This window comes from Lentzea alba, assembly GCF_047445655.1.
Lineage (GTDB): Bacteria > Actinomycetota > Actinomycetes > Mycobacteriales > Pseudonocardiaceae > Lentzea > Lentzea alba_A.
This window is the reverse complement of sequence record NZ_JAJAEG010000017.1, coordinates 191645-215952: the sequence shown is the minus strand read 5'-3', so window position 1 is coordinate 215952 and position 24308 is coordinate 191645. Positions and strand designations below refer to the sequence as shown.

Annotated in this window: 27 protein-coding genes; 16 read left to right on the top strand and 11 right to left on the bottom strand. The window is 69.0% G+C overall.

From position 1 onward, the window contains the following. Nucleotides 1–24 precede the first annotated feature (24 nt). From LFM09_RS28110 to LFM09_RS28100, 3 genes are all read left to right on the top strand, one after another. Nucleotides 25–471: a carboxymuconolactone decarboxylase family protein gene (locus LFM09_RS28110; RefSeq protein WP_414099555.1), complete on the top strand. Its 447-nt coding sequence runs from the start codon at nt 25–27 to the stop codon at nt 469–471. A gap of 71 nt (nt 472–542) precedes the next feature. Continuing rightward, nucleotides 543–1463 (top strand): MurR/RpiR family transcriptional regulator, encoded by a 921-nt coding sequence (locus tag LFM09_RS28105; RefSeq protein WP_414099554.1) that lies wholly within the window; start codon nt 543–545, stop codon nt 1461–1463. After that, the gene (locus LFM09_RS28100; RefSeq protein WP_414099553.1) at nt 1460–2371 is read left to right on the top strand and encodes an N-acetylmuramic acid 6-phosphate etherase; all 912 of its coding nucleotides are present in this window, start codon (nt 1460–1462) and stop codon (nt 2369–2371) included. Before LFM09_RS28105 ends, LFM09_RS28100 begins: the two co-directional genes overlap by 4 nt. On the opposite strand, the gene LFM09_RS28095 is transcribed toward LFM09_RS28100, so the two are convergent. Continuing rightward, nucleotides 2360–2800: an Lrp/AsnC family transcriptional regulator gene (locus LFM09_RS28095; protein ID WP_414099552.1), complete on the bottom strand. Its 441-nt coding sequence runs from the start codon at nt 2798–2800 to the stop codon at nt 2360–2362. The genes LFM09_RS28100 and LFM09_RS28095 overlap by 12 nt on opposite strands. Before the next feature lie 105 nt (nt 2801–2905). Between LFM09_RS28095 and LFM09_RS28090 the strand changes: the two genes are divergently transcribed. Both LFM09_RS28090 and LFM09_RS28085 read left to right on the top strand, forming a co-directional pair. Further along, the gene (locus LFM09_RS28090; protein WP_414099551.1) at nt 2906–3721 is read left to right on the top strand and encodes a tryptophan 2,3-dioxygenase; all 816 of its coding nucleotides are present in this window, start codon (nt 2906–2908) and stop codon (nt 3719–3721) included. After that, nucleotides 3718–4818 carry a kynureninase gene (locus LFM09_RS28085; protein ID WP_414099550.1) on the top strand — a complete coding sequence of 367 codons (1101 nt, stop codon included), beginning with the start codon at nt 3718–3720 and terminating at the stop codon, nt 4816–4818. Before LFM09_RS28090 ends, LFM09_RS28085 begins: the two co-directional genes overlap by 4 nt. On the opposite strand, the gene LFM09_RS28080 is transcribed toward LFM09_RS28085, so the two are convergent. Continuing rightward, entirely contained in the window at nt 4808–5536 is a 729-nt protein-coding gene (locus LFM09_RS28080; protein WP_414099549.1) for an oxidoreductase, read from the bottom strand. The genes LFM09_RS28085 and LFM09_RS28080 overlap by 11 nt on opposite strands. 259 nt (nt 5537–5795) lie before the next feature. On the opposite strand from LFM09_RS28080, the gene acs reads away from it, so the two are divergent. From acs to LFM09_RS28060, 4 genes are all read left to right on the top strand, one after another. Beyond that, the gene (acs, locus tag LFM09_RS28075; RefSeq protein WP_414099548.1) at nt 5796–7778 is read left to right on the top strand and encodes an acetate--CoA ligase; all 1983 of its coding nucleotides are present in this window, start codon (nt 5796–5798) and stop codon (nt 7776–7778) included. A gap of 126 nt (nt 7779–7904) precedes the next feature. Continuing rightward, nucleotides 7905–9071: a Na+/H+ antiporter NhaA gene (gene nhaA, locus LFM09_RS28070; protein WP_414099547.1), complete on the top strand. Its 1167-nt coding sequence runs from the start codon at nt 7905–7907 to the stop codon at nt 9069–9071. Beyond that, nucleotides 9068–9508 carry a phage holin family protein gene (locus LFM09_RS28065; RefSeq protein ID WP_414099546.1) on the top strand — a complete coding sequence of 147 codons (441 nt, stop codon included), beginning with the start codon at nt 9068–9070 and terminating at the stop codon, nt 9506–9508. Before nhaA ends, LFM09_RS28065 begins: the two co-directional genes overlap by 4 nt. Next, the gene (locus LFM09_RS28060) at nt 9505–10422 is read left to right on the top strand and encodes an alpha/beta fold hydrolase (RefSeq protein ID WP_414099572.1); all 918 of its coding nucleotides are present in this window, start codon (nt 9505–9507) and stop codon (nt 10420–10422) included. The genes LFM09_RS28065 and LFM09_RS28060 overlap by 4 nt, the downstream gene beginning before the upstream one ends. On the opposite strand, the gene LFM09_RS28055 is transcribed toward LFM09_RS28060, so the two are convergent. After that, a complete protein-coding gene (locus tag LFM09_RS28055; RefSeq protein WP_414099545.1) occupies nt 10394–11878 on the bottom strand; it encodes an FAD-dependent monooxygenase in 1485 nt (494 codons plus the stop codon). The two genes, LFM09_RS28060 and LFM09_RS28055, sit on opposite strands and share 29 nt — an antisense overlap. Before the next feature lie 69 nt (nt 11879–11947). Here LFM09_RS28055 and LFM09_RS28050 point away from each other — a divergent pair, with 69 nt between their 5' ends. Next, nucleotides 11948–12718: a TetR/AcrR family transcriptional regulator C-terminal domain-containing protein gene (locus tag LFM09_RS28050; RefSeq protein WP_414099544.1), complete on the top strand. Its 771-nt coding sequence runs from the start codon at nt 11948–11950 to the stop codon at nt 12716–12718. Here the strand turns inward: LFM09_RS28050 and LFM09_RS28045 are convergent. From LFM09_RS28045 to nth, 4 genes are read right to left on the bottom strand one after another with little or no spacing between them, the layout of a single operon-like run. Further along, nucleotides 12636–13823 carry a MarP family serine protease gene (locus LFM09_RS28045; RefSeq protein ID WP_414099543.1) on the bottom strand — a complete coding sequence of 396 codons (1188 nt, stop codon included), beginning with the start codon at nt 13821–13823 and terminating at the stop codon, nt 12636–12638. The genes LFM09_RS28050 and LFM09_RS28045 overlap by 83 nt on opposite strands. 15 nt (nt 13824–13838) lie before the next feature. Beyond that, nucleotides 13839–14495, bottom strand: a complete 657-nt coding sequence (locus LFM09_RS28040; RefSeq protein ID WP_414099542.1) for an NUDIX hydrolase — start codon at nt 14493–14495, stop codon at nt 13839–13841. Further along, on the bottom strand, nt 14492–15055 hold the full coding sequence (locus LFM09_RS28035; protein WP_414099541.1) for a TlpA family protein disulfide reductase: 564 nt from the start codon (nt 15053–15055) through the stop codon (nt 14492–14494). The genes LFM09_RS28040 and LFM09_RS28035 overlap by 4 nt, the downstream gene beginning before the upstream one ends. Next, nucleotides 15052–15759 carry an endonuclease III gene (nth, locus tag LFM09_RS28030; RefSeq protein ID WP_414099571.1) on the bottom strand — a complete coding sequence of 236 codons (708 nt, stop codon included), beginning with the start codon at nt 15757–15759 and terminating at the stop codon, nt 15052–15054. The genes LFM09_RS28035 and nth overlap by 4 nt, the downstream gene beginning before the upstream one ends. A gap of 136 nt (nt 15760–15895) precedes the next feature. On the opposite strand from nth, the gene LFM09_RS28025 reads away from it, so the two are divergent. From LFM09_RS28025 to LFM09_RS28015, 3 genes are all read left to right on the top strand, one after another. After that, the gene (locus LFM09_RS28025) at nt 15896–16135 is read left to right on the top strand and encodes a hypothetical protein (protein ID WP_109630982.1); all 240 of its coding nucleotides are present in this window, start codon (nt 15896–15898) and stop codon (nt 16133–16135) included. A gap of 182 nt (nt 16136–16317) precedes the next feature. Then, nucleotides 16318–16992, top strand: a complete 675-nt coding sequence (locus tag LFM09_RS28020) for a Crp/Fnr family transcriptional regulator (protein ID WP_030469453.1) — start codon at nt 16318–16320, stop codon at nt 16990–16992. A gap of 327 nt (nt 16993–17319) precedes the next feature. Further along, on the top strand, nt 17320–18573 hold the full coding sequence (locus LFM09_RS28015; protein ID WP_414099540.1) for an MFS transporter: 1254 nt from the start codon (nt 17320–17322) through the stop codon (nt 18571–18573). A 114-nt stretch (nt 18574–18687) separates the two neighbouring features. Here LFM09_RS28015 and dnaN read toward each other — a convergent pair whose 3' ends face one another. Next, nucleotides 18688–19779, bottom strand: coding sequence for a DNA polymerase III subunit beta (gene dnaN / locus LFM09_RS28010; RefSeq protein WP_414099539.1), 1092 nt, complete (start codon nt 19777–19779; stop codon nt 18688–18690). Between the two features lie 57 nt (nt 19780–19836). Here dnaN and LFM09_RS28005 point away from each other — a divergent pair, with 57 nt between their 5' ends. Then, the gene (locus LFM09_RS28005) at nt 19837–20259 is read left to right on the top strand and encodes an HIT family protein (RefSeq protein WP_414099538.1); all 423 of its coding nucleotides are present in this window, start codon (nt 19837–19839) and stop codon (nt 20257–20259) included. On the opposite strand, the gene LFM09_RS28000 is transcribed toward LFM09_RS28005, so the two are convergent. Together LFM09_RS28000 and LFM09_RS27995 are read right to left on the bottom strand one after the other, a co-directional pair. Then, nucleotides 20256–21065 carry an MBL fold metallo-hydrolase gene (locus LFM09_RS28000; RefSeq protein WP_414099537.1) on the bottom strand — a complete coding sequence of 270 codons (810 nt, stop codon included), beginning with the start codon at nt 21063–21065 and terminating at the stop codon, nt 20256–20258. The genes LFM09_RS28005 and LFM09_RS28000 overlap by 4 nt on opposite strands. Continuing rightward, a complete protein-coding gene (locus tag LFM09_RS27995) occupies nt 21062–21856 on the bottom strand; it encodes an NUDIX hydrolase (RefSeq protein ID WP_414099536.1) in 795 nt (264 codons plus the stop codon). Before LFM09_RS27995 ends, LFM09_RS28000 begins: the two co-directional genes overlap by 4 nt. Before the next feature lie 39 nt (nt 21857–21895). Between LFM09_RS27995 and LFM09_RS27990 the strand changes: the two genes are divergently transcribed. Together LFM09_RS27990 and LFM09_RS27985 are read left to right on the top strand one after the other, a co-directional pair. Continuing rightward, a complete protein-coding gene (locus LFM09_RS27990) occupies nt 21896–22252 on the top strand; it encodes a hypothetical protein (protein WP_414099535.1) in 357 nt (118 codons plus the stop codon). 14 nt (nt 22253–22266) lie between these two features. Beyond that, nucleotides 22267–23157 carry a Gfo/Idh/MocA family protein gene (locus tag LFM09_RS27985; RefSeq protein ID WP_414099534.1) on the top strand — a complete coding sequence of 297 codons (891 nt, stop codon included), beginning with the start codon at nt 22267–22269 and terminating at the stop codon, nt 23155–23157. Here the strand turns inward: LFM09_RS27985 and LFM09_RS27980 are convergent, their stop codons facing one another. After that, the gene (locus LFM09_RS27980; RefSeq protein WP_414099533.1) at nt 23158–24300 is read right to left on the bottom strand and encodes a hypothetical protein; all 1143 of its coding nucleotides are present in this window, start codon (nt 24298–24300) and stop codon (nt 23158–23160) included. Nucleotides 24301–24308: the final 8 nt, after the last annotated feature.

The following is a 24308-nucleotide window of genomic DNA, read 5'->3' as shown; positions in this document are numbered from 1 at the left end:
AATCGGCGGCCTAACTTCGATGACATGACGAACCGCATCGACTTCCCGAAGAAGGCCGCCAAGGTCTACCGCGCCATGATCGCCCTCGACGCCGCCGCGCGCGAGGGCCTCGACGAGACCCTCGCCGAGCTGGTCCGCATCCGTGCGTCGCAGCTGAACCACTGCGCGTACTGCATCAACATGCACACCACCGACGCCCGCAAGCAGGGCGAGTCCGAGGCCCGCATCTACCTCCTCAACGCGTGGCAGGAGGCGGGCGACATCTACACCGAGAAGGAACAGGCCGCGCTGCTGCTGACCGAGGCCATCACGGTGATGAGCAGCCACGAGTACGTCAGCGACGAGGTCTACGAGCAGGCCGCGAAGCACTTCGAGGAGGAAGAACTGGCGCAGCTCATCGCGCTGATCTTCACCATCAACTCGTGGAACCGGATCGCGGTTTCCACCCGGATGGCCCCTGACGTCCACTGAGCCTCCGCCTGGAGAGTGACTTTCGGACACACTCCGTTGACCCTTCGGGTGGCGGTTAGTAAGTTTCCCACGTGTCCACTGAGAGCAGTGCCGAGTCCAGTCCGCTGGTGAAGATCCGGTCGTTGCTGCCGGGTCTCGCGCGCGCCGAGCAGCGCGTCGCGAAGGTGGTCCTGGAGAACCCGGCGACGGTCGCGCACCGCAGCATCACCGAGGTCGCCGAGCAGGCGGGCACGAGTGAGACGACGGTGACGCGGTTCTGCAAGGCCATCGGCGTGGGCGGGTACCCGGAGCTGCGCATCGCGCTCGCGGCCGACACCGCTCGCAGCCAGGCCAGGGCCAACCACGACATGGGCGGCGACATCGGGCCGGGAGACGACCTCAAGCAGGTCGTCGGCAAGGTCGCGTTCGCTGACGCCCGCGCCGTCGAGGAGACCGCCGAGCAGCTCGACATCGAGTCGCTCGACAAGGTCGTCCAGGCGGTCGCGGGCGCCCGTCGCGTGGACGTCTACGGCTTCGGCGCCAGCGCTTTCGTGGCATTCGACCTGCAGCAGAAGCTGCACCGCATCGGGCTGACCTGCTTCGCGTGGAACGACACGCACATCGCGCTGACGTCGGCCGCCGTGCTGACCGGCGCGGACGTCGCCGTCGGCATCTCGCACACCGGCTCGACCGTCGAGACCGTCGAAGCCCTGCGCGTGGCTCGCGAGACCGGCGCCACCACCGTCGCGCTGACGAACTTCCCGCGCTCGCCCATCACCGAGGTCGCCGACCACGTGCTGACCACGGCCGCGCGCGAGACGACGTTCCGCTCCGGTGCCATGGCGAGCCGCATCGCACAGCTCACCGTCATCGACTGCCTGTTCATCGGCGTCGCCCAGCACCACGTCGACACGGCGAAGACCGCCCTGGAGGCGACCTACGAAGCGGTGTCCGGCCACCGGCTAGGCGCGAGACCAGATGGCCGTCGACGGCCACGGGAGACGACTAAATGATCTCCCCCCGGAACGGTGTGGTGGTGCGCGTGGAATCTCCGACGGAGCAACGGAACCCCCGCACGGCCGACATCGACCGGGTCCCCACGATCGAAGTGCTGAGGATGATCAACGACGAGGACCGCACGGTCCCGTCCGCCGTCGCCGCGGCACTGCCGGAGCTGGCCCGCGCGGTCGACCTCGGCGTCACCGCGATCATGTCCGGCGGCCGCGTGCACTACGTCGGCGCCGGCACCTCCGGCCGCCTGGCGACGCTGGACGCCGCCGAGCTCGTGCCCACGTTCAACGTCCCGCCCGACTGGTTCGTGGCCCACCACGCCGGCGGCTCCGAGGCCCTCGTCCGCGCGGTCGAGGAGGTCGAGGACCACTCCGGCGCCGCCCAGATCCGCCGGCACGCCACGCAGAAAGACCTGGTCGTGGGCGTGACGGCGTCCGGGCGCACGCCGTTCGTGATCGGCGCGCTGGAGGAGGCGCAAGCGCTTGGCGCCCACACGGTGCTGGTGTCGAACAACGCCTCGGTGCCGATCACCCCGGACGTGCTCGTGGCCCTGGACACCGGTCCGGAGGCCATCGCCGGCTCGACCAGGATGAAGGCGGGATCGGCCCAGAAGCTGGTGCTGACGTCGTTCTCGACCGCGGTGATGATCAAGCTCGGCCGCACCTACTCGAACCTGATGGTCAGCATGCGGGCGACGAACGCGAAGCTGCGCGGCCGGACGATCCGGATCCTGCACGAGGCCACCGGGCTGCCCGAGACCGACTGCGCGCAAGCGTTGGCGGACGCGGCGGGTGACCTCAAGGTAGCGCTGGTGCACCTGCTGTCGGGCGAACCGACCGAACGTGCGGCCGCCGCCCTGGAGGACACGAAGGGCCACGTCCGCAACGCCCTGGACCGGCTAGCCGGGTAGCACTGGACGCCACGGGATGGGCGTCGAGAGCACCATCGCGCTCGACGTCTCCCCGTGCGCCGCCAGCCGGACCAGCAGCCGTTCCAACTCGACGATCGACGTCGTGACGACCTTCACCACCGAGCAGATCTCCCCCGTCAGCCGCACGACCTCGACGACCTCCGGGACGTCGTCGAGCAGCTCCGGGTGGACCGTGATGCACCGCGGGCCGTAGCACTTCATGCGCACCAACGCGACGACAGGTCGTCCGACGACGGTGGGGTCGACCACGGCGCGATAGCCGGTGATCGCGCCGATGTTCTCCAGCCGGCGCACGCGTTGGGCGACCGTTGGCGGTGAGACGTGCACGCGGCGTGCGAGCTCGTTGTACGAGAGGCGTGCGTCCTCTTGGAGGGCCTCCAACAGGGCCTTGTCGACCTCATCCAACATGAACGCAAAGCTACCCGCCGATCTGTTTTGCGTTCGGAAGAAGTTCGGGCCGAACGCCTTTCGTCGCCCATTCAGGTGATGGGGCCCAGCCAGGAGGATTGAGGCATGAGCTGCCCCGTGTCCCCCAAGCTGGATTTCGGCGGCACCACGCCGTACGAGGACTACGTGCACGCGTCGGTGTTGCACACCCTTCAACAGCAGTGGTCCAAAGACCCGCGCGAGATGTCGTTCCTGGTCATCACGCAGGTGATGGAGCTGTACTTCGGCCTGCTCTGCTTCGAGTGGCGGCAGGCCCAGGCCGAACTACGCGCAGACGACCTCAAGGCTGCTGTCCGCACGCTCAGGCGTTCTGACCTGCACCTGCAGGCACTCTCGGCGGCGTGGCGACCGATCGCGCGCATGACGCCGACCGAGTTCAACTCGTTCCGCGACGCGCTCGGCGAGGGCTCCGGCTTCCAGTCGGGCATGTACCGCGAGATGGAGTTCCTGCTCGGCGAGAAGTCCGCGTCGATGCTCGTACCGCACCGGGCGGTGCCGTCGATGTACGCGCAGCTGGAGGAGTCGCTGAGCAAGCCGTCGCTCTACGACGACGTGCTGGCGGCTCTCAAGCGCAGGGGTTTCGACATCCCGCAGAGCATCCTCGACCGCGACCTCACCAAGGCGTACGAGGCCTCGCCCGAGGTCGAGCAGGTGTGGGCGGAGATCTACCGCGGCGACGACCGCGACCTGCTGGAACTCGGTGAGGCGCTCACGGACATCGCCGAGGAGTTCGCGCGCTGGCGTTACGACCACCTGCTGGCCACTCGACGGTCGATGGGCGCAAAAGTCGGTACCGGCGGCTCGGCTGGTGTTGCATGGCTGGAGAAGCGCACCCAACGCGCGGTGTTCCCCGAGCTGTGGACTGCCAGGAGTTACGTGTGAAGCGCGAGCTGTTCGACATCCCCGAAGGCGTCATCTACCTCGACGGCAACTCGCTCGGCGCACCGCCGGCGCACGTGGCCGAGCGCGTGCACCAGGTCATCACGCACCAGTGGGGCACGCGGCTGATCCGGTCGTGGTCCGAGGGCTGGTGGGAGGCGCCGCAACGGATCGGTGACCGCATCGGCCGGCTGATCGGGGCCGCCGCAGGGCAGGTCGTGGTCGGCGACTCGACGTCGGTCAACGTCTTCAAGGCGTTGATGGGCGCGGTCAAGGGCACCGACCGCACCGAGATCGTGTGCGACGAGTCGACGTTCCCGACCGACGGGTACATCGCGCAGTCGGTGGCCTCGTTGACAGGGCTGAAGATTCGCGCCGCACATCCGTCCTCTTTGGACCTCACCAGTGACACCGCCGTGGTGCTGATCAACCACGTCGACTACCGCACGGGCGCGCTGAACGACATGAAGGCGCTGACCGAGCAGGCGCACGATGTCGGCGCACAAGTGGTCTGGGACCTCTGCCACAGCGCGGGCGTCCTGCCGATCGAGCTGGACGCGCTGAACGTCGACTTCGCGATCGGGTGCACCTACAAGTTCCTCAACGGTGGACCGGGCTCGCCGGCGTTCATCTACGTGCCGAAGCACAGGCAGGCGACGTTCGAGAACCCGTTGTCGGGCTGGAACGGGCACCGCGAGCCGTTCGCGATGGAGCAGAGCTACGAACCGGACCCCGGCATCGTCAGGGCACGGGTCGGCACGCCGGACATCCTGTCGATGCTGGCGCTCGACGCGGCGCTGGACGTGTGGGACGACATCGACCTCGCCGAGCTCCAACGGCGCGGTCTCAAGCTCACCGCGTTGTTCCGCGAGCACGTCGAGAAGCTGACCGGCCTGGAAGTCATCACGCCGGAGGCCCGCGGCAACCAGATCTCGGTCCGCTGCCCCGACGCCAAAGCCGTGATGGACAGGCTCATCGAGAAGGGTGTCATCGGCGACCACCGGCCGCCAGACATCCTCCGGTTCGGGTTCGCGCCGCTCTACGTGACCGACGAGGACGCGATCAGGGCCGCCGAGGTTCTGGCCGAGGTCACCCGCTGAGTGCGGCGTCCGCGATGCTCTTGGCCTCGCGGGCGCCCGCCTCCAACGCGGAGCAGACGAACAGGATCCACTGAGCGAGGCCTTCCAACGAGCCCGACGCGAACGCCACGGACGCGGCCTCGTACTCGGACGAACGACGAAGGCAGGCCACCTCGGGCACGCCGAGACCCTTGGGGTCGAGGCCGGTCGAGATCGACGTCATCCGAGCAGCGGCACGGGCGACCACGCCGTTGGCGACGTCGAACGGTGCGAGCCCGAGCAGTTCGCCGTGCACCACCGCGACCAGAACCGGTGCCGGCACGGACGTTCCGCCGGTGACCAACGACCCGAGCATGTCGAGCCGCTGCGACACGTCCTCGGACACCCGCGGACGACCGACGTCGGAAGTCAGGTCCGCGGCGGCGAGCACGTGCAGCCGCGCGAGAGCCTGCAACGGCGCACGCTGCCAGGTGCTGACGAGGCCGCCCAAGGCCTCGGCGATCCGCAAAGACCCTGCCAGCACGGGATCCGAGACCTCGCCGGACTCCGGAATTTCGGTCGGTCCGCCCTCCAGAGCAGCCGACGCGCGGGCCGCGCGGACGGACGCTTCGGCCGCGGTCGTGGCCCAGCCGCGCAGATTCACCCGATGGCGGTGCACCTGGAAGACGGCGTCCTTGGCCGCGTTGGCGGCGTCAGCCACACCAGGCAAGGAAAGCAGCGGAGCAAGCGGATCGGTCACGGTCGCGCAGAGTACCTGACCAGGTGAAACGCGTGATCCAGCTCACTGGCCGGACCGTTGAGCGCGCAACATCGCCCGTTCAACGCGCCGCACGTGCTTCAACCAGACAAAACGGGTTACACAATGACAGCCGTGTTTCCATCCACCCCAGATTGGTCTGAACCTTTCGGGGGAGGAGCCTGTTGGAAGTGAACTGGCTCGCACTACGGTCAGTACCCGCATCCCCAACCGGTCTGGATTTTCCAGGAGGTCTCGCACCATGACCCAGTCGCCAGGCCAGGGCCAAGCCCTGGACAACCTGCTCACGGAGAGCAGGACGTTCCCGCCTTCCGACGAGTTCGCGGCGCAGGCGAACGCACAGCCCGAGCTGTACGAGGAGGCGAAGGCCGACCGCGAGGCGTTCTGGGCGAAGCAGGCGGAACGGCTGCACTGGGACACCAAGTGGACGCAGGTCCTGGACTGGTCGGACGCACCGTTCGCGAAGTGGTTCGTCGGCGGCAAGCTCAACGTCGCGTACAACTGCGTCGACCGGCACGTCGAGTCCGGCCACGGTGACCAGGTCGCCATCCACTGGGAGGGCGAGCCCGGCGACTCCCGCGCCATCACCTACGGCGAGCTGCAGCGCGAGGTCTCCAAGGCCGCGAACGCGTTGACGTCGCTGGGGATCGGCGCCGAGGACCGCGTCGCGATCTACATGCCGATGATCCCCGAGGCGATCTTCGCGATGCTCGCGTGCGCCCGCGTCGGCGCCATGCACAGCGTCGTGTTCGGCGGCTTCTCCGCCGAGGCGCTGCGCACCCGCATCGAGGACTCCTCGTGCAAGCTCGTGATCACCACCGACGGCCAGTACCGCCGCGGCAACCCGGCGCCGCTCAAGCCCGCCGTGGACGAGGCCGTCGCCGGCGCGCCGTCCGTGGAGAAGGTCATCGTCGTCAAGCGCACCGACACCGAGGTCGCGTGGACCGACAAGGACGTGTGGTGGCACGAGCTGGTGGACTCGCAGTCCGACCAGCACACCCCCGAGGCGTTCGACGCCGAGCACCCGCTCTTCATCCTCTACACCTCGGGCACCACGGGTAAGCCGAAGGGCATCCTGCACACGTCCGGCGGCTACCTCACGCAGGCTTCGTACACGCACCACAACGTGTTCGACCTCAAGCCGGACACCGACGTGTACTGGTGCACCGCGGACATCGGCTGGGTCACCGGCCACAGCTACATCGTCTACGGCCCGCTGTCGAACCGCGTGACGCAGGTCGTCTACGAAGGCACGCCGAACACCCCGAACGAGGGCCGGCACTGGGACATCGTGCAGAAGTACGGCGTCTCGATCTACTACACGGCGCCGACGCTGATCCGCACCTTCATGAAGTGGGGCGCGGACATCCCGGCCAAGTACGACCTGAGCTCCCTGCGCGTGCTGGGTTCGGTCGGCGAGCCGATCAACCCCGAGGCGTGGATCTGGTACCGCGAGAACATCGGCGGCGGCAAGGCTCCGATCGTCGACACGTGGTGGCAGACCGAGACCGGCGCGATCATGATCTCGCCGCTGCCCGGCGTGGTGTCGACCAAGCCCGGTTCGGCGCAGCGCCCGCTGCCCGGCATCGGCGCGAAGGTCGTCAACGACGAGGGCGTCGAGGTTCCGCACGGTGGCGGTGGCTACCTGGTGCTCGACGAGCCGTGGCCGTCGATGCTGCGCGGCATCTGGGGCGACGAGGAGCGCTACCGCGACACCTACTGGTCGCGGTTCGCCGACCAGGGCTTCTACTTCGCCGGTGACGGCGCCAAGTACGACGACGACGGCGACATCTGGCTGCTCGGCCGCGTCGACGACGTGATGAACGTGTCCGGCCACCGGATCTCCACGACCGAGGTCGAGTCCGCGCTGGTCTCGCACCCGACCGTGGCCGAGGCGGCCGTCGTCGGCGCGTCCGACGCGACCACCGGCCAGGGCATCGTGGCGTTCGTGATCCTGCGCGGTGGCGCGGGTTCCGACGCCGGTGGTGCCGACGCGATCAAGGCGCTGCGCGACCACGTGGCGAAGGAGATCGGCCCGATCGCGAAGCCGCGGCAGATCATGGTCGTGCCGGAGCTGCCGAAGACGCGGTCCGGCAAGATCATGCGCCGCCTGCTGCGCGACGTGGCGGAGAACCGCGCCGTCGGTGACGTGACGACGCTGGCCGACTCGTCGGTCATGGACCTGATCTCGGCGGGTCTGCAGTCGGGCAAGTCCGAAGACTGATCTGCGCAAACGTGACGGGCGTCCTCACTTGAGGGCGCCCGTTCGCGTTAAGATCGCATCAGGGTGAGCCGGGAAGTCTGGTCGGCACGAGGATTTGTCGTATCCGCTGACCGCCCTGGGAGCCCCGTGTCGCGCAAGAAGGCCGTAGTCGCCGAGTTCGCCCGCTACCTCCGCACGGAAACCGTGGGTGGCACCGTGCTGCTCGGAGCAACGGCGATTGCGTTGATCTGGGCCAATTCTCCGCTGTCCCCCACCTATTTCGGACTGCGCGACCTGCACCTCGGGCCGCTGTCCGTCGGTGACTGGGCCAAGGACGGATTGCTCGCCATCTTCTTCTTCGTCGCCGGACTGGAGCTCAAGCGCGAACTCGTCGTCGGAGAGCTGTCGCAGCTGAAGGCGGCGATCTTGCCGGTGGTCGCGGCGATCGGCGGCATGATCGTGCCGGCGCTGATCGCGTTGGCGATCGGCTGGGGCCAGCCGGGGATCGAGAAGGCCTGGGCGATTCCGGTCGCGACGGACATCGCGTTCGCGCTCGGGGTGCTGGCGCTGACGGCGTCGGGGCTGCCGTCGAGTCTGCGGGTGTTCCTGCTGTCGTTGGCCGTGGTGGACGACCTGGGCGCGATCGTGGTGATCGCGATCCTGTTCACGGCGAAGTTCAACCTGCTGGCGACCGGGGCGGTCGTCGCTCTGCTGGCGCTGTACTGGTTCCTGCAGCACAAGAGGATCACCACGCCGTTCCTCTACGTGCCGATCGCGCTGGCGACCTGGTGGTTCATGCACGAGTCGGGCATCCACGCGACGATCGCCGGCGTCGCCCTGGCGTTGCTGACGCGGGTGAGGCGCGACCCGTACGAGCAGGAGGCGCCGGCGGTCCGGCTCGAACACCGGCTGCAGCCGTTCTCTGCCGGGGTGGCGGTGCCGGTGTTCGCGCTGTTCGCGGCGGGTGTGCCGGTGGGCGCGGAGGCGTTCGGGAAGCTCTTCGCGGACAAGATCGCCATCGGTGTGATGGTCGGGCTGGTCGTCGGCAAGGTGATCGGGATCGTGGGGGCGTCGGCGCTCGCCGTGTGGTTCAAGGCGGCGGTCTGGCCTGCCGGTGCCGGGCCGCGGGACATCATCGCGGTGGCCGTGCTGGGCGGGGTCGGGTTCACGGTCAGCCTGTTGATCGCCGACCTCTCACTCGATCAACCCGAGACCGCGAAGGCGGCCGTTCTGCTCGCTTCGATGATCGCGTCGCTGCTCGCCGCGGTGTTGCTCATTCGTCGCAGCCGGGCGCATGGCACCATGTCCGAGTGACCACCAGGGAGCACATCGCGTCGATTCCGCTGACCGCAGACGACCCGACGGCCGAGGCGTCGATCGGCGGCCTCGTCCGTGACGCGACCGCGCACATGTCGACTCTGGTCAGAGCGGAGTTCGAGCTCGCCAAGGGCGAGGTCACCGCCGAGGTCAAGAAGGGCCTGCGGGGCGGCGTCTACTTCATCGTGGCGCTGACAGTGCTGTGCTTCAGCCTGTTCTTCCTGTTCATGGCGCTCGGCTACGGGTTCTCCGAGTGGTTCGGCTGGCCCACGTCGGGCGGCTTCTTCCTCGTGTTCGGTGTCATGATCGTGACCACGGTCGTCTGCGTGATCCTCGGCGTGCGCAAGCTGAAGAAGATCAGGGCGCCGCAGAAGTCGATCGCGGCCGCGAAGGACACCGTCGCGGCCCTCACGCGCAGGGGCGACGACAACTGAGCCGCAAACCCGACCCGTCGGTGGTGCGGGTCGCGGGTCCGTGGACGCACCGCGACGTTTCGGCCAACGGCATCCGCCTGCACGTCGCCGAGCTCGGCGAGGGACCGCTCGTGCTGCTCCTGCACGGGTTCCCCGAGTTCTGGTGGTCGTGGCGGCACCAGCTGACCGCGCTCGCCGAGGCCGGGTACCGCGCGGTGGCGGTCGACCTGCGCGGCTACGGCGACTCGGACAAACCACCGCGCGGCTACGACGGCTTCACGCTCGCCGGTGACATCGCCGGACTGGTCAAGGCGCTCGGCGCCCAACGCGCACACCTGGTGGGTCATGCGTGGGGCGGCGCCACGGCGTGGACGGTCGGCGCGATCCACCCTCGCCTGGTCTCGTCGATCTCGGTGCTGGCCGCGCCGCACCCGCTGGCGATGCGCCGGGCGTTCCGCAGGCATCCCAGGGTCAACTCGCACGTGCTGCGCTTCCAGCTCCCGATCTACCCCGAACGCTGGCTGACCGGCGAGAACGCGATGCAGGTCGCCCGGCTGCTGTCGGCCTGGTCCGGCCCGAAGTGGCGGTCGGCGCCCGAGTTCGACGAGGTGATCCGCCGCTGCCGGCAGGCGATGACGATCCCCGGCGTCGCCCACAGCGCGATGGAGTACTACCGCTGGGCGGTGCGCTCGCAGATCCGCAGCGACGGCCGCCGGTTCACCGAGGCCGTGGACAAGCCGATGCAGGTCCCGGTGCTGCAGATCCACGGCGCGCTGGACCCGATCACGCTGGAGTCGTCGGCGCGGGAGTCGCGGCCGTGGCTCGGGCCGGGGTCGGAGTTCCGGTCGCTGCCCGAGGTGGGGCACTTCCCGAACCAGGAGGCGTCCCACACCACGAGCAGGCTGATCACCGAGTTCCTGCAGAAGACTTCCTGAACGCTTCTACGAGCGCTCCAGCCGGATCGTCCGGCAGGTCCGTTGAGCGCCAGGCGATGTAGCCGTCCGGCCGCACCAGCGAAGCGCCCTTTTCGGACAGTCCGAACGCGTCCAGCTGCTCGATCCGCTCGTACCGCACCCCTGCTCGCTGCGCCGCCTCCTCCCACTGCGGGTGGTCGGCGACCAGCACCCAACCGCGTTGGAACAGGTCCAAAGTGGATTTCCCCGGCTCGATCCACACGTGCGGGGCCCGTGTGCCTGGCTGGCCGTTCCACAGCTCGGGCAGCTGTGCGGGCGGCAGTTCCGGGCCCGCTCCGAGCACCGCGTCCGACCGGTAGAGGACGCCGTAGTGCATCGCGTTGTTGTCGATCAGCGGCGCGTCCTCCCGCTCGCCGTCGCGGTTGTGGCCGTCGTTGCGCGCGAAGATCTGCTGGTGGCAGAGGGTCGCGACCGGGCGCCGTTCCGCGTCGTAGGTGTCCAACAGGGACGGTCGTGACTCGCCGTTCAGCACGGCGGCGAGCTTCCAGGCGAGGTTGTGCGCGTCCTCGATGCCGACGTTCGCCCCGAACCCGCCACGGCTCGGCGGCAACGTGTGCGCGGCGTCGCCGGCCAGGAAGATCCGGCGTTCGGAGAACCTGTCCGCGACCGCGGCCGAGATCGTCCAGCGGCCGGTGGTGATGATCTCGACGTCCAGGTCGTCGCGGCCGATCGCCCGGAAGATGCTCTCGAGCAGCTCGGACTCGGTGTACTCGCGGTCTTCCAGCATCAACACCCAGCGGCCGTCGCCGTAGGTGGTCAGGAAGCCGACGCCGTCGACGATGAACTGACCGATCCCGTCCTTCAGGTACTCCTCCAACGGCGCGCGGAACAGCACGCTGCGCGAGGTGTGCATGAAGCCGCGTCCGCTACGGGTGATGCCGAGGCCTTCCCGGATCGGACTGCGGTGCCCGTCGGCCGCGACCAGGTAGTCGGCCCTGATCTCGTACGGCTCGCCGTCGCCCTGCACGACCGCCGTGACGCCCTCGTCGTCCTGGCTGAACTCCAGCATCCGGGTGCTCATGCGGATGTCCGCGCCGAACTCGCGAGCCTTCTCGCGCAGCAGCGGCTCCATCCGGTCCTGGGCCACCGCGACACCCGTGCTCGGCGAGTACTCGATCTGGGACTGCTCGGCCGGCGGCGACCAGAACGTCTCCTCGAACCGCTTCCCGACCAGGCTCTCGACCCGGACCCGCCGAACGCCGAAGCCCTTCGCCACCTTGCTCGGCGGCAGGCCTTCCTCCAGCCCCACCGCGCGCAGCAACTCACCCGTCCGCGCCGTGAAGCCGACCGCTCGCGGGTGCGGTGAGCTGCCCGGATGCTTCTCCACCAACGTCACGTCCACCTCGCGCCACGCCAGGAACAGCGCGGCCGACGTGCCGGCCAGTCCCCCACCCACGACCAACACCGAAGTCTTCATCGCATCCTCCCGATACGCTGTATCACTCGATACACTGTATCGCAGATAGACGGTGTATCGTCCAGCTCGATGTCGAACGAACTCGTGTGGGACCGCCCAGAGCCGCCCAGCAAGCCGTCGCCGACCCCGTTGAGCAGGGATTTGATCGTGACAGCCGCGATCAGGCTCGCCGACGGGGGCGGGCTCGACGAGGTGTCGCTGCGCAAGGTCGCGGCCGCACTGGGCGCCGGCCCGATGCGGCTCTACGGCTACATCGAGACCAAGGACGAACTGCTCGACCTCATGGTCGACGAGGTCTACGGCGAGATCACGCTGCCCGAGCCGGGGATCGAGTGGCGCGCTGCCCTGACGCAGATCGCACACGGCGTCCACGCGGCGGCGAAGCGGCACCCGTGGCTCGTCGACCTGCTCGGCGGCCGCCCGCACCGGGGCCCGAACTCGCTGGCGCACATCGAGGCGTCACTGGCCACCCTCGACGGCAGGCCGGAGTTCCCGACCATCGACCACGTGCTCGGCGCGGTCGGCACCGTGATGGCGTTCGTCCACGGCGCGGTCCGCAACGAGATCGCCGAGGCCCGCCAGGAGCAGACCAGCGGCATGACCGAGGAGCAGTGGCAGGCGGCTTCCGGTCCCTACATGGAGCGGATGCTGGCCACCGGGAAGTTCCCGACGCTCGCCAAGGTCATGTACGAGGCAGAGCACACGAACGCTGCGCCGTTGTTCGACACCGGTCTGAGCTACGTGCTCGACGGCATCGCTACGAGGCACACCCTTGCGTCGAGGCCCGGCGGGTCAGCGTCGGCGCCTTCTGCACCAGCGACTGCACCTGCTGAGCGGTGAGCACGAAGCCGGTCTCCGGGTCGTCGACCGCGGCGCCGAACACCACGCCCATCACCTTGCCGGTCGGGTCGACCAGCGGGCCGCCGGAGTTGCCGGAGCGGACCTCGGCGCGCACGGTGTAGACGTCGCGGGTCACTGTCTGCGCGTCGTAGATGTCGGGGCCGCGCAGCAGCGGGATGCGCTCGCGGACGCGGGCTGGCGACGCCTTGTACGGGCCGTCCAGCGGGTAGCCGAGCACGATGCCGTTCTCGCCCGGCTGCACCTCGTCCGAGCGGAACTGCAGCGGCGTGGCCTCCAGGTCCGGCACGGCGAGCACGGCGAGGTCGGTGCGCGGGTCGTAGGCCACGACCGTCGCGTCGAACTGGCCGCGGCCCACCTCGACGGTGACCTCGTTGGTGCCGGCGACGACGTGCGCGTTGGTCATGACCCGCTCGGGGGCGATCACGAAGCCGGTGCCCTCCAGCGCTCGCGAGCACGACGGCGCGCGGCCGCGGACCTTCAGCACCGAGGACTTCAGCCGTTGCGCCACTGGCGAGTTCGCGAGCGCGCCGTCCGGCGGCTCCACGTCCTTGAGCGGCGTGCGGTTGAACGGGTCCATCGCCTGCGGGAAGCCCGAGACGTCGAAGAGGTTCTGCAGGTCCTCCGACAGCACGCGGGCGGCCTGCGGCATGGTCTCGTTGACCTTGCCGAGGATCACCGACTGCTTGAGCGACGAGGTCAGGTCCGGCAGGCCGGCGACCGAGGTCAGCGGGAGCGCGATCATCCACGCCACGACGAAGACGACCAGGCCCTGCACGACCGCGCCCAGCGCGTTGTCCGCGCCCTTCAACGGCGAGGCGTTCACCCGTGCCTTGATCGTCCGGCCGATGTAGACGCCGATGGTCTCGCCCAGTGCCACGAGCAACACCACGATGCCCACGGCGAACACGACTTTTGTGACGACGTTCTCGAACTGGGACACCAGCAGCGGTGCGATCTGCGTGCCGAGGATGAGGCCGACGAGCACACCGACGAACGCGGGCAGCGCGACGACCATGCCCTGCCTGGCCCCGGACACCGCGGCGATCGCGGCAAGGCCCAGCACGAGCAGGTCAACCCAGTTCAACCGACAACCTCCGCCTCACTGTGTAGCGCGCAACGCTAGTTCAAGGTCACGCACATCGGTCGCATCCCACGGCTGTTCCCAGCCGCCGAGTGCGATCAGGCCGTTGATCAACCCCGCGGTGAAGCCCCACACCAACATGCCCGGCGCGGAGAAGGCCGCTCCGACGTAGCCCGAAGGGTGACGCACCCGGAACCTGTTCGCAGGATCGGCGAGATGCGCGACGGGCACCCGAGCGACGGCGGCGGTCTCCGCCGCGTCGACGGGTGCAACGGGGCTCGGCTGTTCCCAGTAGGCGAGCACGGGCGTGACCACGAACCCGGACACCGGAACGTAAAGCTCCGGCAGCAGCGCCAGTGGTCTCACTCCTGACGCAAGTACACCTGTCTCCTCGTAAGCCTCGCGTAATGCCGTGGCGACGGGCCCGTCGTCGTCCGGGTCGGAAGCCCCGCCGGGGAACGCGACCTGGCCCGGATGCGAGCCCAGCGTGTCCGCGCGGCGCAGCAACAACACGTCCGGCCCCTGGTCGCCCTCGCCGAACAGCATCAGCACCGACGCCTCGCGCACCCCGTCCGACGGCGCTCGCGGGACCCGCATGAACGTTCGTGCGTCGATCGTCTCGGTGGCCTTCGCCAGGCGCTGCATCCAGTCGGGTGGCTCAACTGCCTCCGTCATCGCACCGCCTTCTCCACCTGCTCGGCCGCCGTGAAGTACGGCGGGTCCGTGATCTGCCGGACCGAGCCGTCCGCACCGACGAAGTACGTCGCCGGCAGCCCGATCGGGGCCTTCACGCGCTTGCGCAGCTCGTCCGGCCCGTCGTAGACCGACGGCAACCGCACGCCGAGCCGGGCGAGCAGCTCGAGGCCGTCCGCCTCCCTGCTCTCCACAAGAACTGGGACGACCGGGACGGCACCTGGTTGCTTCGCGTAGTTGTCGAGCACGGGCAGCTCCGCCTGGCACGGCTGGCACCACGTCGCCCAGAAGTTGATCAGCATGGGCCCCTTCAGCGCGAGGGCCGTCCGGGTGCCGTCACCGAGGCACGTCACGTCGACACCGCCCTCGCTGCCGGGAACGCACGGTCGTAGCTGAGCTTGCGCGCGCAACGCGTTGACGTCCTGCGCCGGACGGGACGACGTGGGCTGTGGCTCGGGCGTTCGGTCACGCGGCCACAGCGCCACCACGCCCGCTACGCCCAGGACGAGCACGAGGACGAGCCAGCGGGTGCGGTTGTTCACCCGACCAGTTTCTCACCGGCCCGGACCCGCTCGGCGAGTTCGATCAGGTGTGGTTTCTCGTCGCCCTTCACGAGCTTCGCGGCCTTGACCGGATCCTCGGGGCCCAGGCCGTACGACGGGCAGTCCTTCATCAGCAGACAGGCACCGCACGCAGGCGTTTTGGCATGGCAGACGCGGCGGCCGTGGAAGATGATCCAGTGCGAGGCCATCGTCCAGTCGCGCTTCTCGATGAGCTCACCGATCGCGTGCTCGACCTTGACCGCGTCCTCCAGGTCGGTCCACCCCCAGCGGCGGACGAGCCGCCCGAAGTGGGTGTCGACTGTGATGCCGGGCACATCGAACGCGTTGCCGAGAACCACGTTGGCCGTCTTGCGTCCTACACCTGGGAGCTTCACCAGCTCCTCCAGCGTGCCCGGAACCACCCCGTCGTACTGCTCCACAAGAGCAGCACCGAGACCTAGCAGAGACGTTGCCTTGTTCCGGTAGAAACCGGTCGGGCGGATCATCTCTTCGAGTTCGACCCTGTCGGCGCCGGCGTAGTCGGCGGCCGTCGGGTACTTCGCGAAGAGCGCGGGAGTGACCTCGTTGACCTTCTTGTCGGTGCACTGCGCGGACAGCACCACCGCCACGATCAGCTCGAGCGGCGTGGTGAAGTCCAGCTCGCAGTGCGCGTCGGGGTATCCCTCGGCAAGCACGCGCACCATCCGGCGGGCCCTGCGGGTCAGGCCGAGCTTGGTTTCCGGTTTCTTGGTTGCGGGCACTGATTCAGCGTAGTCAACACGCCGGAACCACCCCCTAGACGCGTACTCGAATCCCACTTGCGCCACACTGCGGAGCATCATGACTGCCTGGTTTGTGATCGTCGTACCGATCGTGATCATGTTCTTCGCGCTCTTCATGGAGCGGGTTGAAGCGAAGCTCCGGCACGTCGCCGTGCAGGAGAACGAGGTCGAGGAGTTCCTGGAGTCCGCCAGGCCTGATGAGGTCAAGGCGCTCTACGGACACGGCATCGGTCGCGCCCTCGAGCTCTTCCGCCTGCGCCGCCGTGGTCGCGGAAGCGTGCGCAAGCGCGTCCGCTAGATGGCGTAAGCTGGCTCGTTGGGCTTCTGGATCGAACCAGCCTGGTTCTTCCTAGTAAGACGGCGAGCCGAGCGGCGATCCACAACACAGCCCTTAGACTGCAACGCAGTGATCGGCGGCACGGCGCTGACTCCACCAAAGATGGTGGTAGGCGTGCCGTCGCGTCGATTAGGAGGGACGAGGTGGACGAGACCCTGGCGCGAGCGGGCATCTTCCAGGGAGTTGACCCGGCAGCCGCAGAGGCGCTGGCGCAGACCCTGGAGACGGTGGAGTTCCCGCGTGGCCACGTGATCTTCGCGGAGGGTGAGCCGGGCGATCGCCTGTACATCATCCAGTCCGGCAAGGTGAAGATCGGCCGCAAGTCGCCGGACGGCCGCGAGAACCTGTTGGGGATCTTCGGACCCTCCGACATGTTCGGCGAACTGTCCATTTTCGATCCCGGCCCCCGCACGTCCACTGCGACGACGGTGACCGAGGTGCGCGCGGTGTCCATGGACCGCCCCGCGCTCCGTCAGTGGATCACGAACCGGCCGGAGATCGCCGAGCAGCTGCTGCGCGCACTTGCCCGCAGGCTGCGCCGGACGAACTCGATGCTGGCCGACCTGATCTTCACGGACGTGCCCGGCCGTGTTGCCAAGGCGTTGCTGCAGCTCGCGCAGCGCTTCGGTTCGCAGGAGGCCGGCCTGCTCCGCGTCACGCACGACCTGACGCAGGAGGAGATCGCCCAGTTCGTCGGCGCGTCCCGCGAGACCGTGAACAAGGCTCTCGCCGACTTCGCGCACCGCGGCTGGCTGCGGCTCGAAGGCAAGAGCGTGCTGATCCTGGACCCCGAGCGGTTGGCTCGCCGGGCTCGCTAAGGCTCAAACACAAAGGACCGGGCGCCACCCCCGACGTGGCGCACCGGTCCTTTGTGTTGCACGGCCCATCCCCCGACGAACCGTGCCTTCCATCCCTCTGGCGCGTAGGCCCCGACCCTCAAGCCAGAGGTTGGTCTCGGTGGATGAGTCAACTTTCGCATGTCTCCACCCCGACCGCTCAAGTCCTTTCACCCTCAAGGACCCCCTGTGTGGCCGATTCGTTGCATGTTTCACCCGGTCATCCCATTCCCGTGACCCAATCGCAACCATGGTGACCCTGCGCACCTGATCTGGTACATCCGTACCAGGTTTGGCATACTGGTACACATGTCCCACTCCGCCCGTCTATCCGACTACCGCGCTGCTCTGACCACCCCCGGCATGCGCGGCCCCGTGGTCGCGTCGCTGCTCGCCCGCCTGCCCATCGCGATGGTCGGGCTCTCGCTGCTGCTCTACGTCGAGCGCGCGACGGGCTCCTTCGCGGTCGCCGGCATGGTCTCGGCGGCGGCGCTGGTCGGTGTGGCGATGGGCTCGGTCGTCCAGGGACGGCTGATGGACCGCTTCGGCCCCACCCGCCCGTTGATGGTCGTGACGGCTTTGTTCGCACTGTTCGTCACCGTCTCGGTGATCGCCGTCGAGGCCGGTGCGACGGTGTTCGTGCTGGTCCCGCTGGCCCTCGGCGTCGGCGCGACCGAACCGATGGTGGGCTCGGCGTCGCGTGCGCTCTGGGAGCGGATGCTGCCTTCCGGCCCGACTCGAATGGCGGCCTACGCCTACGAGTCGATCAGCATGGAGGTCTTCTTCATCCTCGGACCAGGTCTCGCGGGTCTGCTGCTGGCGGCGCCGTGGGCGGGCACCGGTGTGGTCGTCGGCTCCGTGATGATGGTCTTCGGTGCGCTGTGGTTCGCGTTCAACCCCGTCGTGCGCGCCTGGGGTCCGGTCGAGCAGGCTCCGCGTCCGTTGCTCGGGGCGTTCGCCTACCCCGGCATGCGGACCGTGGCGCTGGCCGCGCTCGGCTTCGGTGTGACCATCGGGTTCGTCGAGGTCGCGGTGCCGGCGTTCGCCAAGGCCGCCGGTCACGCCTCGATGGGTGGCCTGATGCTGTCGCTGTGGTCGATCAGCTCCGTGATCTTCGGCGTGCTCTACGGCATGCGCCCGTGGCCGCGCCCGATGCACCTGCGCCTGCCGGTGCTGCTGGGCGGGTTCGGCCTGCTGTCGCTGCTGCTGGCGATCCCCGCCTCACTGGTGGGTCTCGGCATCGCGCTGTTCGTGGTCGGCACGCTGATCACGCCGCAGTCGACCGCGCACTCCGCCGCGATCGAGCAGGTCACGCCCAACGGCATGGCCGCGGAGGCGTTCGGCTGGGTGATCACCTCGGTGACCGTCGGCCTCGCCATCGGGCAGGGCCTGTCCGGGCAGTTGATCGAGCACTTCGGCACGCAGCCGGCGTTCATCGCGTCCGGTGTGGCCGGACTGCTGATCGCTCTGGCGGTCTGGCTGCTGCGCGGCACGGTCAGCCGGGGCGTTCCGGCTTCGGAGCCGCTGCCGGCGCGTTCCGAGATGGAGCTTGCCGCCCGCTAGTGCCGTGACCGCCTGCCTTCGCCTCGTATTTCGACGGTCAGACGGGTGCACCGTGGTGCCGCGAGGCGCCCTGCTGAGTGTCGGAAGACGCGGCGATGGTTGGCGGTCACGGCACTACGCGACTGACCGCAAGGGCACCACCAGGTACGTCAGCTCGACGCCGTCTTCGCCCGGAGTCGAGGTGAGCACTGTGGACCGCAGGCCGTCCTGGATCTTCAACTCGATCCGGCGGCCTGCGAACGCCTTCAGCGCATCCGCCAGGTAGCGGGCCTGGAACGTCTTGGTCACCCGGTCGCCCTCGACCGTGGCCTTCACGAACTCCTCGGACTCGCCCTGCTGCGGGTCGCTGCCCTTGACGCGCAGCTCGGAGTCCTCGACCTGGATGGTCACCGCCTGGTGCGGACCGCCGTAGGGCGTGGCCCTGCGGACGGCGCGAGCGAGAGCGTCCGCGTCCACGAGCACCGTGCTGTCGATGACTGCCTCCAGGAGTCGGCGCGCCCGGTCGTCCGGGAACGGAGCGGCCAAGAGTGTGGTGGAGATCGAGTTGTGGTCCCACGCGAGGCCGATGCGGTCCTCGTTCGCGTGCAGGGCGACCGGCCCTGTGGCCTGCCGGGCTGCTTCGACGATGGGCTTAGTCGGTACCAACAGGTCGAGTTGACCTTCTTGTTCCCACGGCAGCGTCGCGTGGGCCATCTTGTAGCGGTCGGTCGCGATCACGTGCAGCTTGTGCGCGTCCGAGAGGATCCGGACGCCGGTGAAGATCGGCAGCGCGTCGTCCTTCGAGGCCGCGCTCGCCACCGCCGCGATGATCTTCAGCCTGTCCGCGTCGATGTGGCCCTGCAGCGGCGGCAGGTCCGGGATGCCGGGGTGGTTGTTCAGGTCCAGCAACGGGATCGCGAACCTGCTGCTCGGCGTGCGGATCGCCAGCCGTTGACCTTCGACGACCAGCCTCACCTGCGGCTCGTCCAGCGCCTGGAGGGTCGCCGCCAGCGGCTTCGCGGGCACGAGCACCTCGCCTTCGGTGTGGACGGTCGCGTTCACGGTCAGGCGCACGCCGTGCTCCTGGTCGCTGCCCGCGATCTCGACGGCTGTGTCAGCGCGGAGGCGAAGTCCGGCGAGCACGGGGTCGAGCACGCGGGTGGGAAGCAGCCGCGCCACCTCGGCGGCGGCCCCTGCCAGCTCGGAAGTCGTGGCGGTGAGGTCCATGCCTGGGACGCTAGCGAGCACCCCTGACAATTTCGGACGTCGGAACGGAGCGCAAGCATGTCGTCTCAGCGGGTGACGGATGGATGCCTGATCTGCGCCAAGCACCGCGGTGACGGACCGCTGGTCGGCCCAGTGGTGTTCACCGACGACCTGGTCGTGGTCTCACATCGGCCCGCAGGAGCGCTGGGGTATCTGTTCGTGGAGACGCGGCGGCATGTAGCGACTTTGGATGCGCTGACGGTCGCCGAGGCGGAGGCGGTGGGGCGGGCAGCTCGATCAGCCGCCGTGGGGTTGCGGGCCGAGCTGGACCCGCTGTTCGTCTTCTCCGCGATCGCGGGACGCGCCGTGGCCCACTTCCACCAGCACGTGTTCGCGCGGCATCAGGGGACGCCGGACGAGCTCCCGTGGCACGAGGAATGGGCCGACGCACCGACCGGCGACGCGGCCGAGCTGACCGAACGGTTGCGGGCGTACTTCTAGCCCTCGGTGCGCAAGTACTCCAGCTGAGCCCGCACCGACCACTCGGCAGCCGGCCACAACACCCGGTCCACGTCCGCGTAGACGACCTCCACGACCTGCCGCGGGGTGGGCGAACCACCCAGCGCAGAAACCGCCCGACGGACCTGATCCAGCCGCTGGGTCCGATGGGCCAGATAGGCACGCGCAGCCTCACCCGCATCCGCGAGCTCCGGCCCGTGCCCTGGCAGGACAGCAGTGTCGGCAGGCAGCTCGGCCAGCAACCGAAGCGACTCGAAGTAGTCGCCGAGCTTGCCGTCCGGATGGGCGACGATCGTGGTCCCTCGACCCAGCACGGTGTCGCCGGTCAGCACGGCCTCGCCAGGAATCACGAAGCACAGCGAGTCGCTGGTGTGACCGGGCGTGCCGAGCACGCGGAGCTCCAGCCCGGCACTGGTGATCACGTCCCCGTCGACCAGGCCCTCGGAGCCGAACGTGAACGTCGGGTCCAAAGCCCGAACCGGAGCGCCCACCAGCTCGGCGAACGAGCGCGCGCCGTCGGAGTGGTCCGGGTGGCCGTGGGTCAGCAGGATCTCGGAGACCGGGCCAAAGGACGCGATCCGCTTCAGGTGCACGGGATCCAGCGGACCGGGATCCACCACCACGTAGGACGACGCGTCCGGAGCCTTCAGAAGCCACGTGTTGGTGCCGTCCAACGTCATCGGCGAGGGGTTGTCCGCGAGCAGCACGGCGGCGTGCGGGGTGACCTGGCGCAGCTCGCCGTAAAGCGGGTGCTCGGCGCGGGCGCCGATCAGTGGGGAGCCGCTCACTGCAACACCACCCGGATGACGTCGCCGTCGCGGATCAGCTTCGGGATGATCTTCGAGACGCTGCGTTCCTCGGCCATCACCGCCGCGACCGTGCCGAGGGCGCCGATCTCGTCGAGGGTGCGCCAGGTGGGCGGCATGAGCATGCGGCGGCCTTCCTGGGCGTCCTGGACGGCCTCGAAGGGCGTTTGCCAGGACGCGTCGGAGGCTTCCGTGGTCTCGCCGTCGGCACGTTGACCGGAAGGCAGGGCGGCCACGAAGAAGCGGGTGTCGTAGCGGCGGGGTTCTTCGAAAGGCGTCACCCAGTTCGCCCACGGCCGCAGCAGATCGGCCCGCAGGACCAGCCCCTCGACAGCCAGGAACTGGGCCAGCGACAGTTCGCGGTCGACGAGTTGCTGGCGGGCCTTGGCGAACACCGAGGTGTCCTCGACGACCGACGACGAGTCGGGCCCGGCCAGCAGAACGCCGGACTCCTCGAACGTCTCGCGGACCGCGGCGCACACGAAGGCGCGGGCCAGAGCAGGATCGACGCCGAAGACGGAACCCCACCACTCGGGCGGCGGACCGGCCCACGCGACGGACGTGTCGGCGTCTCGTGGATCGACGCCACCACCGGGGAACACGGTCATGCCGCCCGCGAACGCCATGCCCTTGACGCGTCGCAGCAGGAAGGCCTCAAGACCGGCGGAACCATCGCGGATCAGCACCACGGTGACGGCGTCCCGGGCGGAAGCGGGTTGAGCCGGCGCCGTGTTGGGTACCAGGTTTCCCGGCAAGGTCATGTCCTCGGGCATTCTCCGAGCGTACGACCGCGCTTACCCGAGGATGGTGTGATGGCGACGAAGGTCTCCGGTTGTCTGGTGCAGATCCTGCTGTTCCTGCTCGGGGCGGTGCTGGGCACCGGCCTGACCGCGGTGGCGGGGGTCGTGATGTTCGTGCCGGACCGCACGACCGTGATCAGCGTCGATCCGACGTCCACCGCACCCGGCGTGTACGTGAAGAAGGTCGAACGGCTGGTCGGCGGCGTCTACTACGAGATCTGGCTCGGTCCGGCAGAGGACCGCGGGCACATCGTCACCGTTCCCAACGGCTGGGAGCACGACCCGGACCGGGAGACGACGGACGACGGCGTGCGCCTGAAGTTCGACAACGGCGGCGAGATCTTCGTCCCCAAGGCCAGTTACTCCTGAGGCAGGATGTGCGAGTGGACGAACAGCTGCGCGTAGGACTTGTCGGTGCGGGCCCGTGGGCGAACATGATCCACGCCCCCGGCATCGCGAACCACCCCGGAACCCAGCTCGCGGGAGTGTGGGCGCGACGGCCGGAAGCGGCGCAGGAACTCGCCTACGCGCACGGCGCGGAGCCGTTCGAGAGCTACGCGGACCTGCTGTCCACTGTGGACGCGGTGGCGTTCTGCGTGCCACCGGGAGTGCAGGCGCCGATGGCGATCGAGGCGGCCAACGCCGGCAAGCACGTCATCCTGGAGAAGCCGATCGCGGAGTCGGTCGAAGTGGCCGAGCAGCTCGCAACAGCGGTCGAAAGCGCCAACGTGGCGTCGCTGGTCGTGCTGACCCGCCGCTATGCCCCCGAGACCAAGGAACTGCTGGCCCAGCTGCACCGCACCGGCGGCTGGACGGGTGCGGACGGGCGCTGGCTCACCGGTGCCCTGCTGGACGGCCCCTTCTCGGACTCGCCGTGGCGGCACGAGAAGGGCGCGCTGGACGACATCGGCCCGCACGCGTTCGACCTGCTGGACGCGGCACTCGGCGAGATCACCGACGTGATCGCGGCGAACGTGTCGGAAACCGGGCTGTGGCAGTTGATCCTGCAGCACAAGAGCGGCGCCACGAGCACGCTGACGTTGACCCTGTCGTTGCCGCTGCAGCCGCCGTTCGCGGACTTCACCGTGTTCGGCACGAACGGCCACCGCACGCTGAACAGCCGCGACACGCCCGCGTCGGAGTGCTTCACGAACCTGCTCGACGACTTCGTGGCCATGGTGCAGAGCGACACCACGACGCACGAGTGCGACGTGCGCCGCGGTCTGCACCTGCAGCGGATCATCGACCTCGCGCGCAGCAAGGCCGGTGCCTGACTACTGGGGCTGGTGCCCGTTGTTCGTAGCGCCGAACGCCGACTGACGCGCCGAAGAGCGGTCGATCTGCCAACGGCCGGAGTCGGTCGACTTCGCCCCGGTCTGCTCCCGCTGCGCCAGCTCCTCGTGCAGCTGCTGCAGCAGGGCCCGCTCCCGTTCGCTCAGGTTCGCGTCCACGGAGGACGGTTCCGGCGACTCGGCGAGCGCGGCCTGCAGTGCGGCCAGCTCGTCCGGCTTCAGCTCGGTGGTCACCTCGGCCCGGTTGATCGGCATGGGCTCGGGAAGAGCCTCGATCTCCGGCTCCGCGGGCACCATCGGGATGCGCTTGACGGGCTTGGGCGGGAAGGGCTGCGAGCCCTCGAGTGTCGACGACGATGAACGTGCGCGACGTGAGCCGATCTCCTCCACGGGCTCCGGCGCCGGTGTCGGCTCGGCCACCGGCGCCGGAGCGGGAGGTTCTTCGGCGGACTGGTCGAACCAGGCGGCGGCCGGCTCGTGCGCCATGGCCGGTGACTGCGGCGGCGGGGGCGCCATCGGAGCCCCGGAGATCGGCACCGGACGCGACGACGTCACCGCGGAGGCGTGGTAGTCGCTGAGCTGGGTGCCGACGGTCAGCACCTCGACCGCGGCGCGGACGCCGGCCTTGCGCAGCACCGAGTCGACCCGGTAGGCGGTCGCGGGCGCGAAGCCCTGCGGACCGATGTCCACGAGCACCACGCGCTGCGGCAACGGGGCCGGCGTGGAGCCCGCAGGTGAGGAACGCCAGACGCAACGCACCGAGCGCACGTCCGGCAGCACCGACACCGCACGGGTCAGCGCCGTCGCGATGTCCGAGGCCGGGTCGGTCTCGGAGGTGAAGCGGTGACGCACGAACGGCAGCACCTCGACGACCGGCAGGCGGTCGGTCAAGGACGCGTCGGAACGCACCTCGTGCAGCGCCCACGTGATGGCTGCTCTCTCGTCCGGCAGCACCGGGATGCTGCCCGCGAGAAGCGTGCCGACGAGCATCTCGACCGCTCGGTCGAGCTCCCCCACCGCGAGAAACTCTCGTGCCTGCGACAGGGCGTCGTCGTCGACCCGCCCAGCCATCGACAACAGGAGATCGTGGAGACGGACCGGCAGGCCGACACCGTCGTTCGTCACGTCAACTC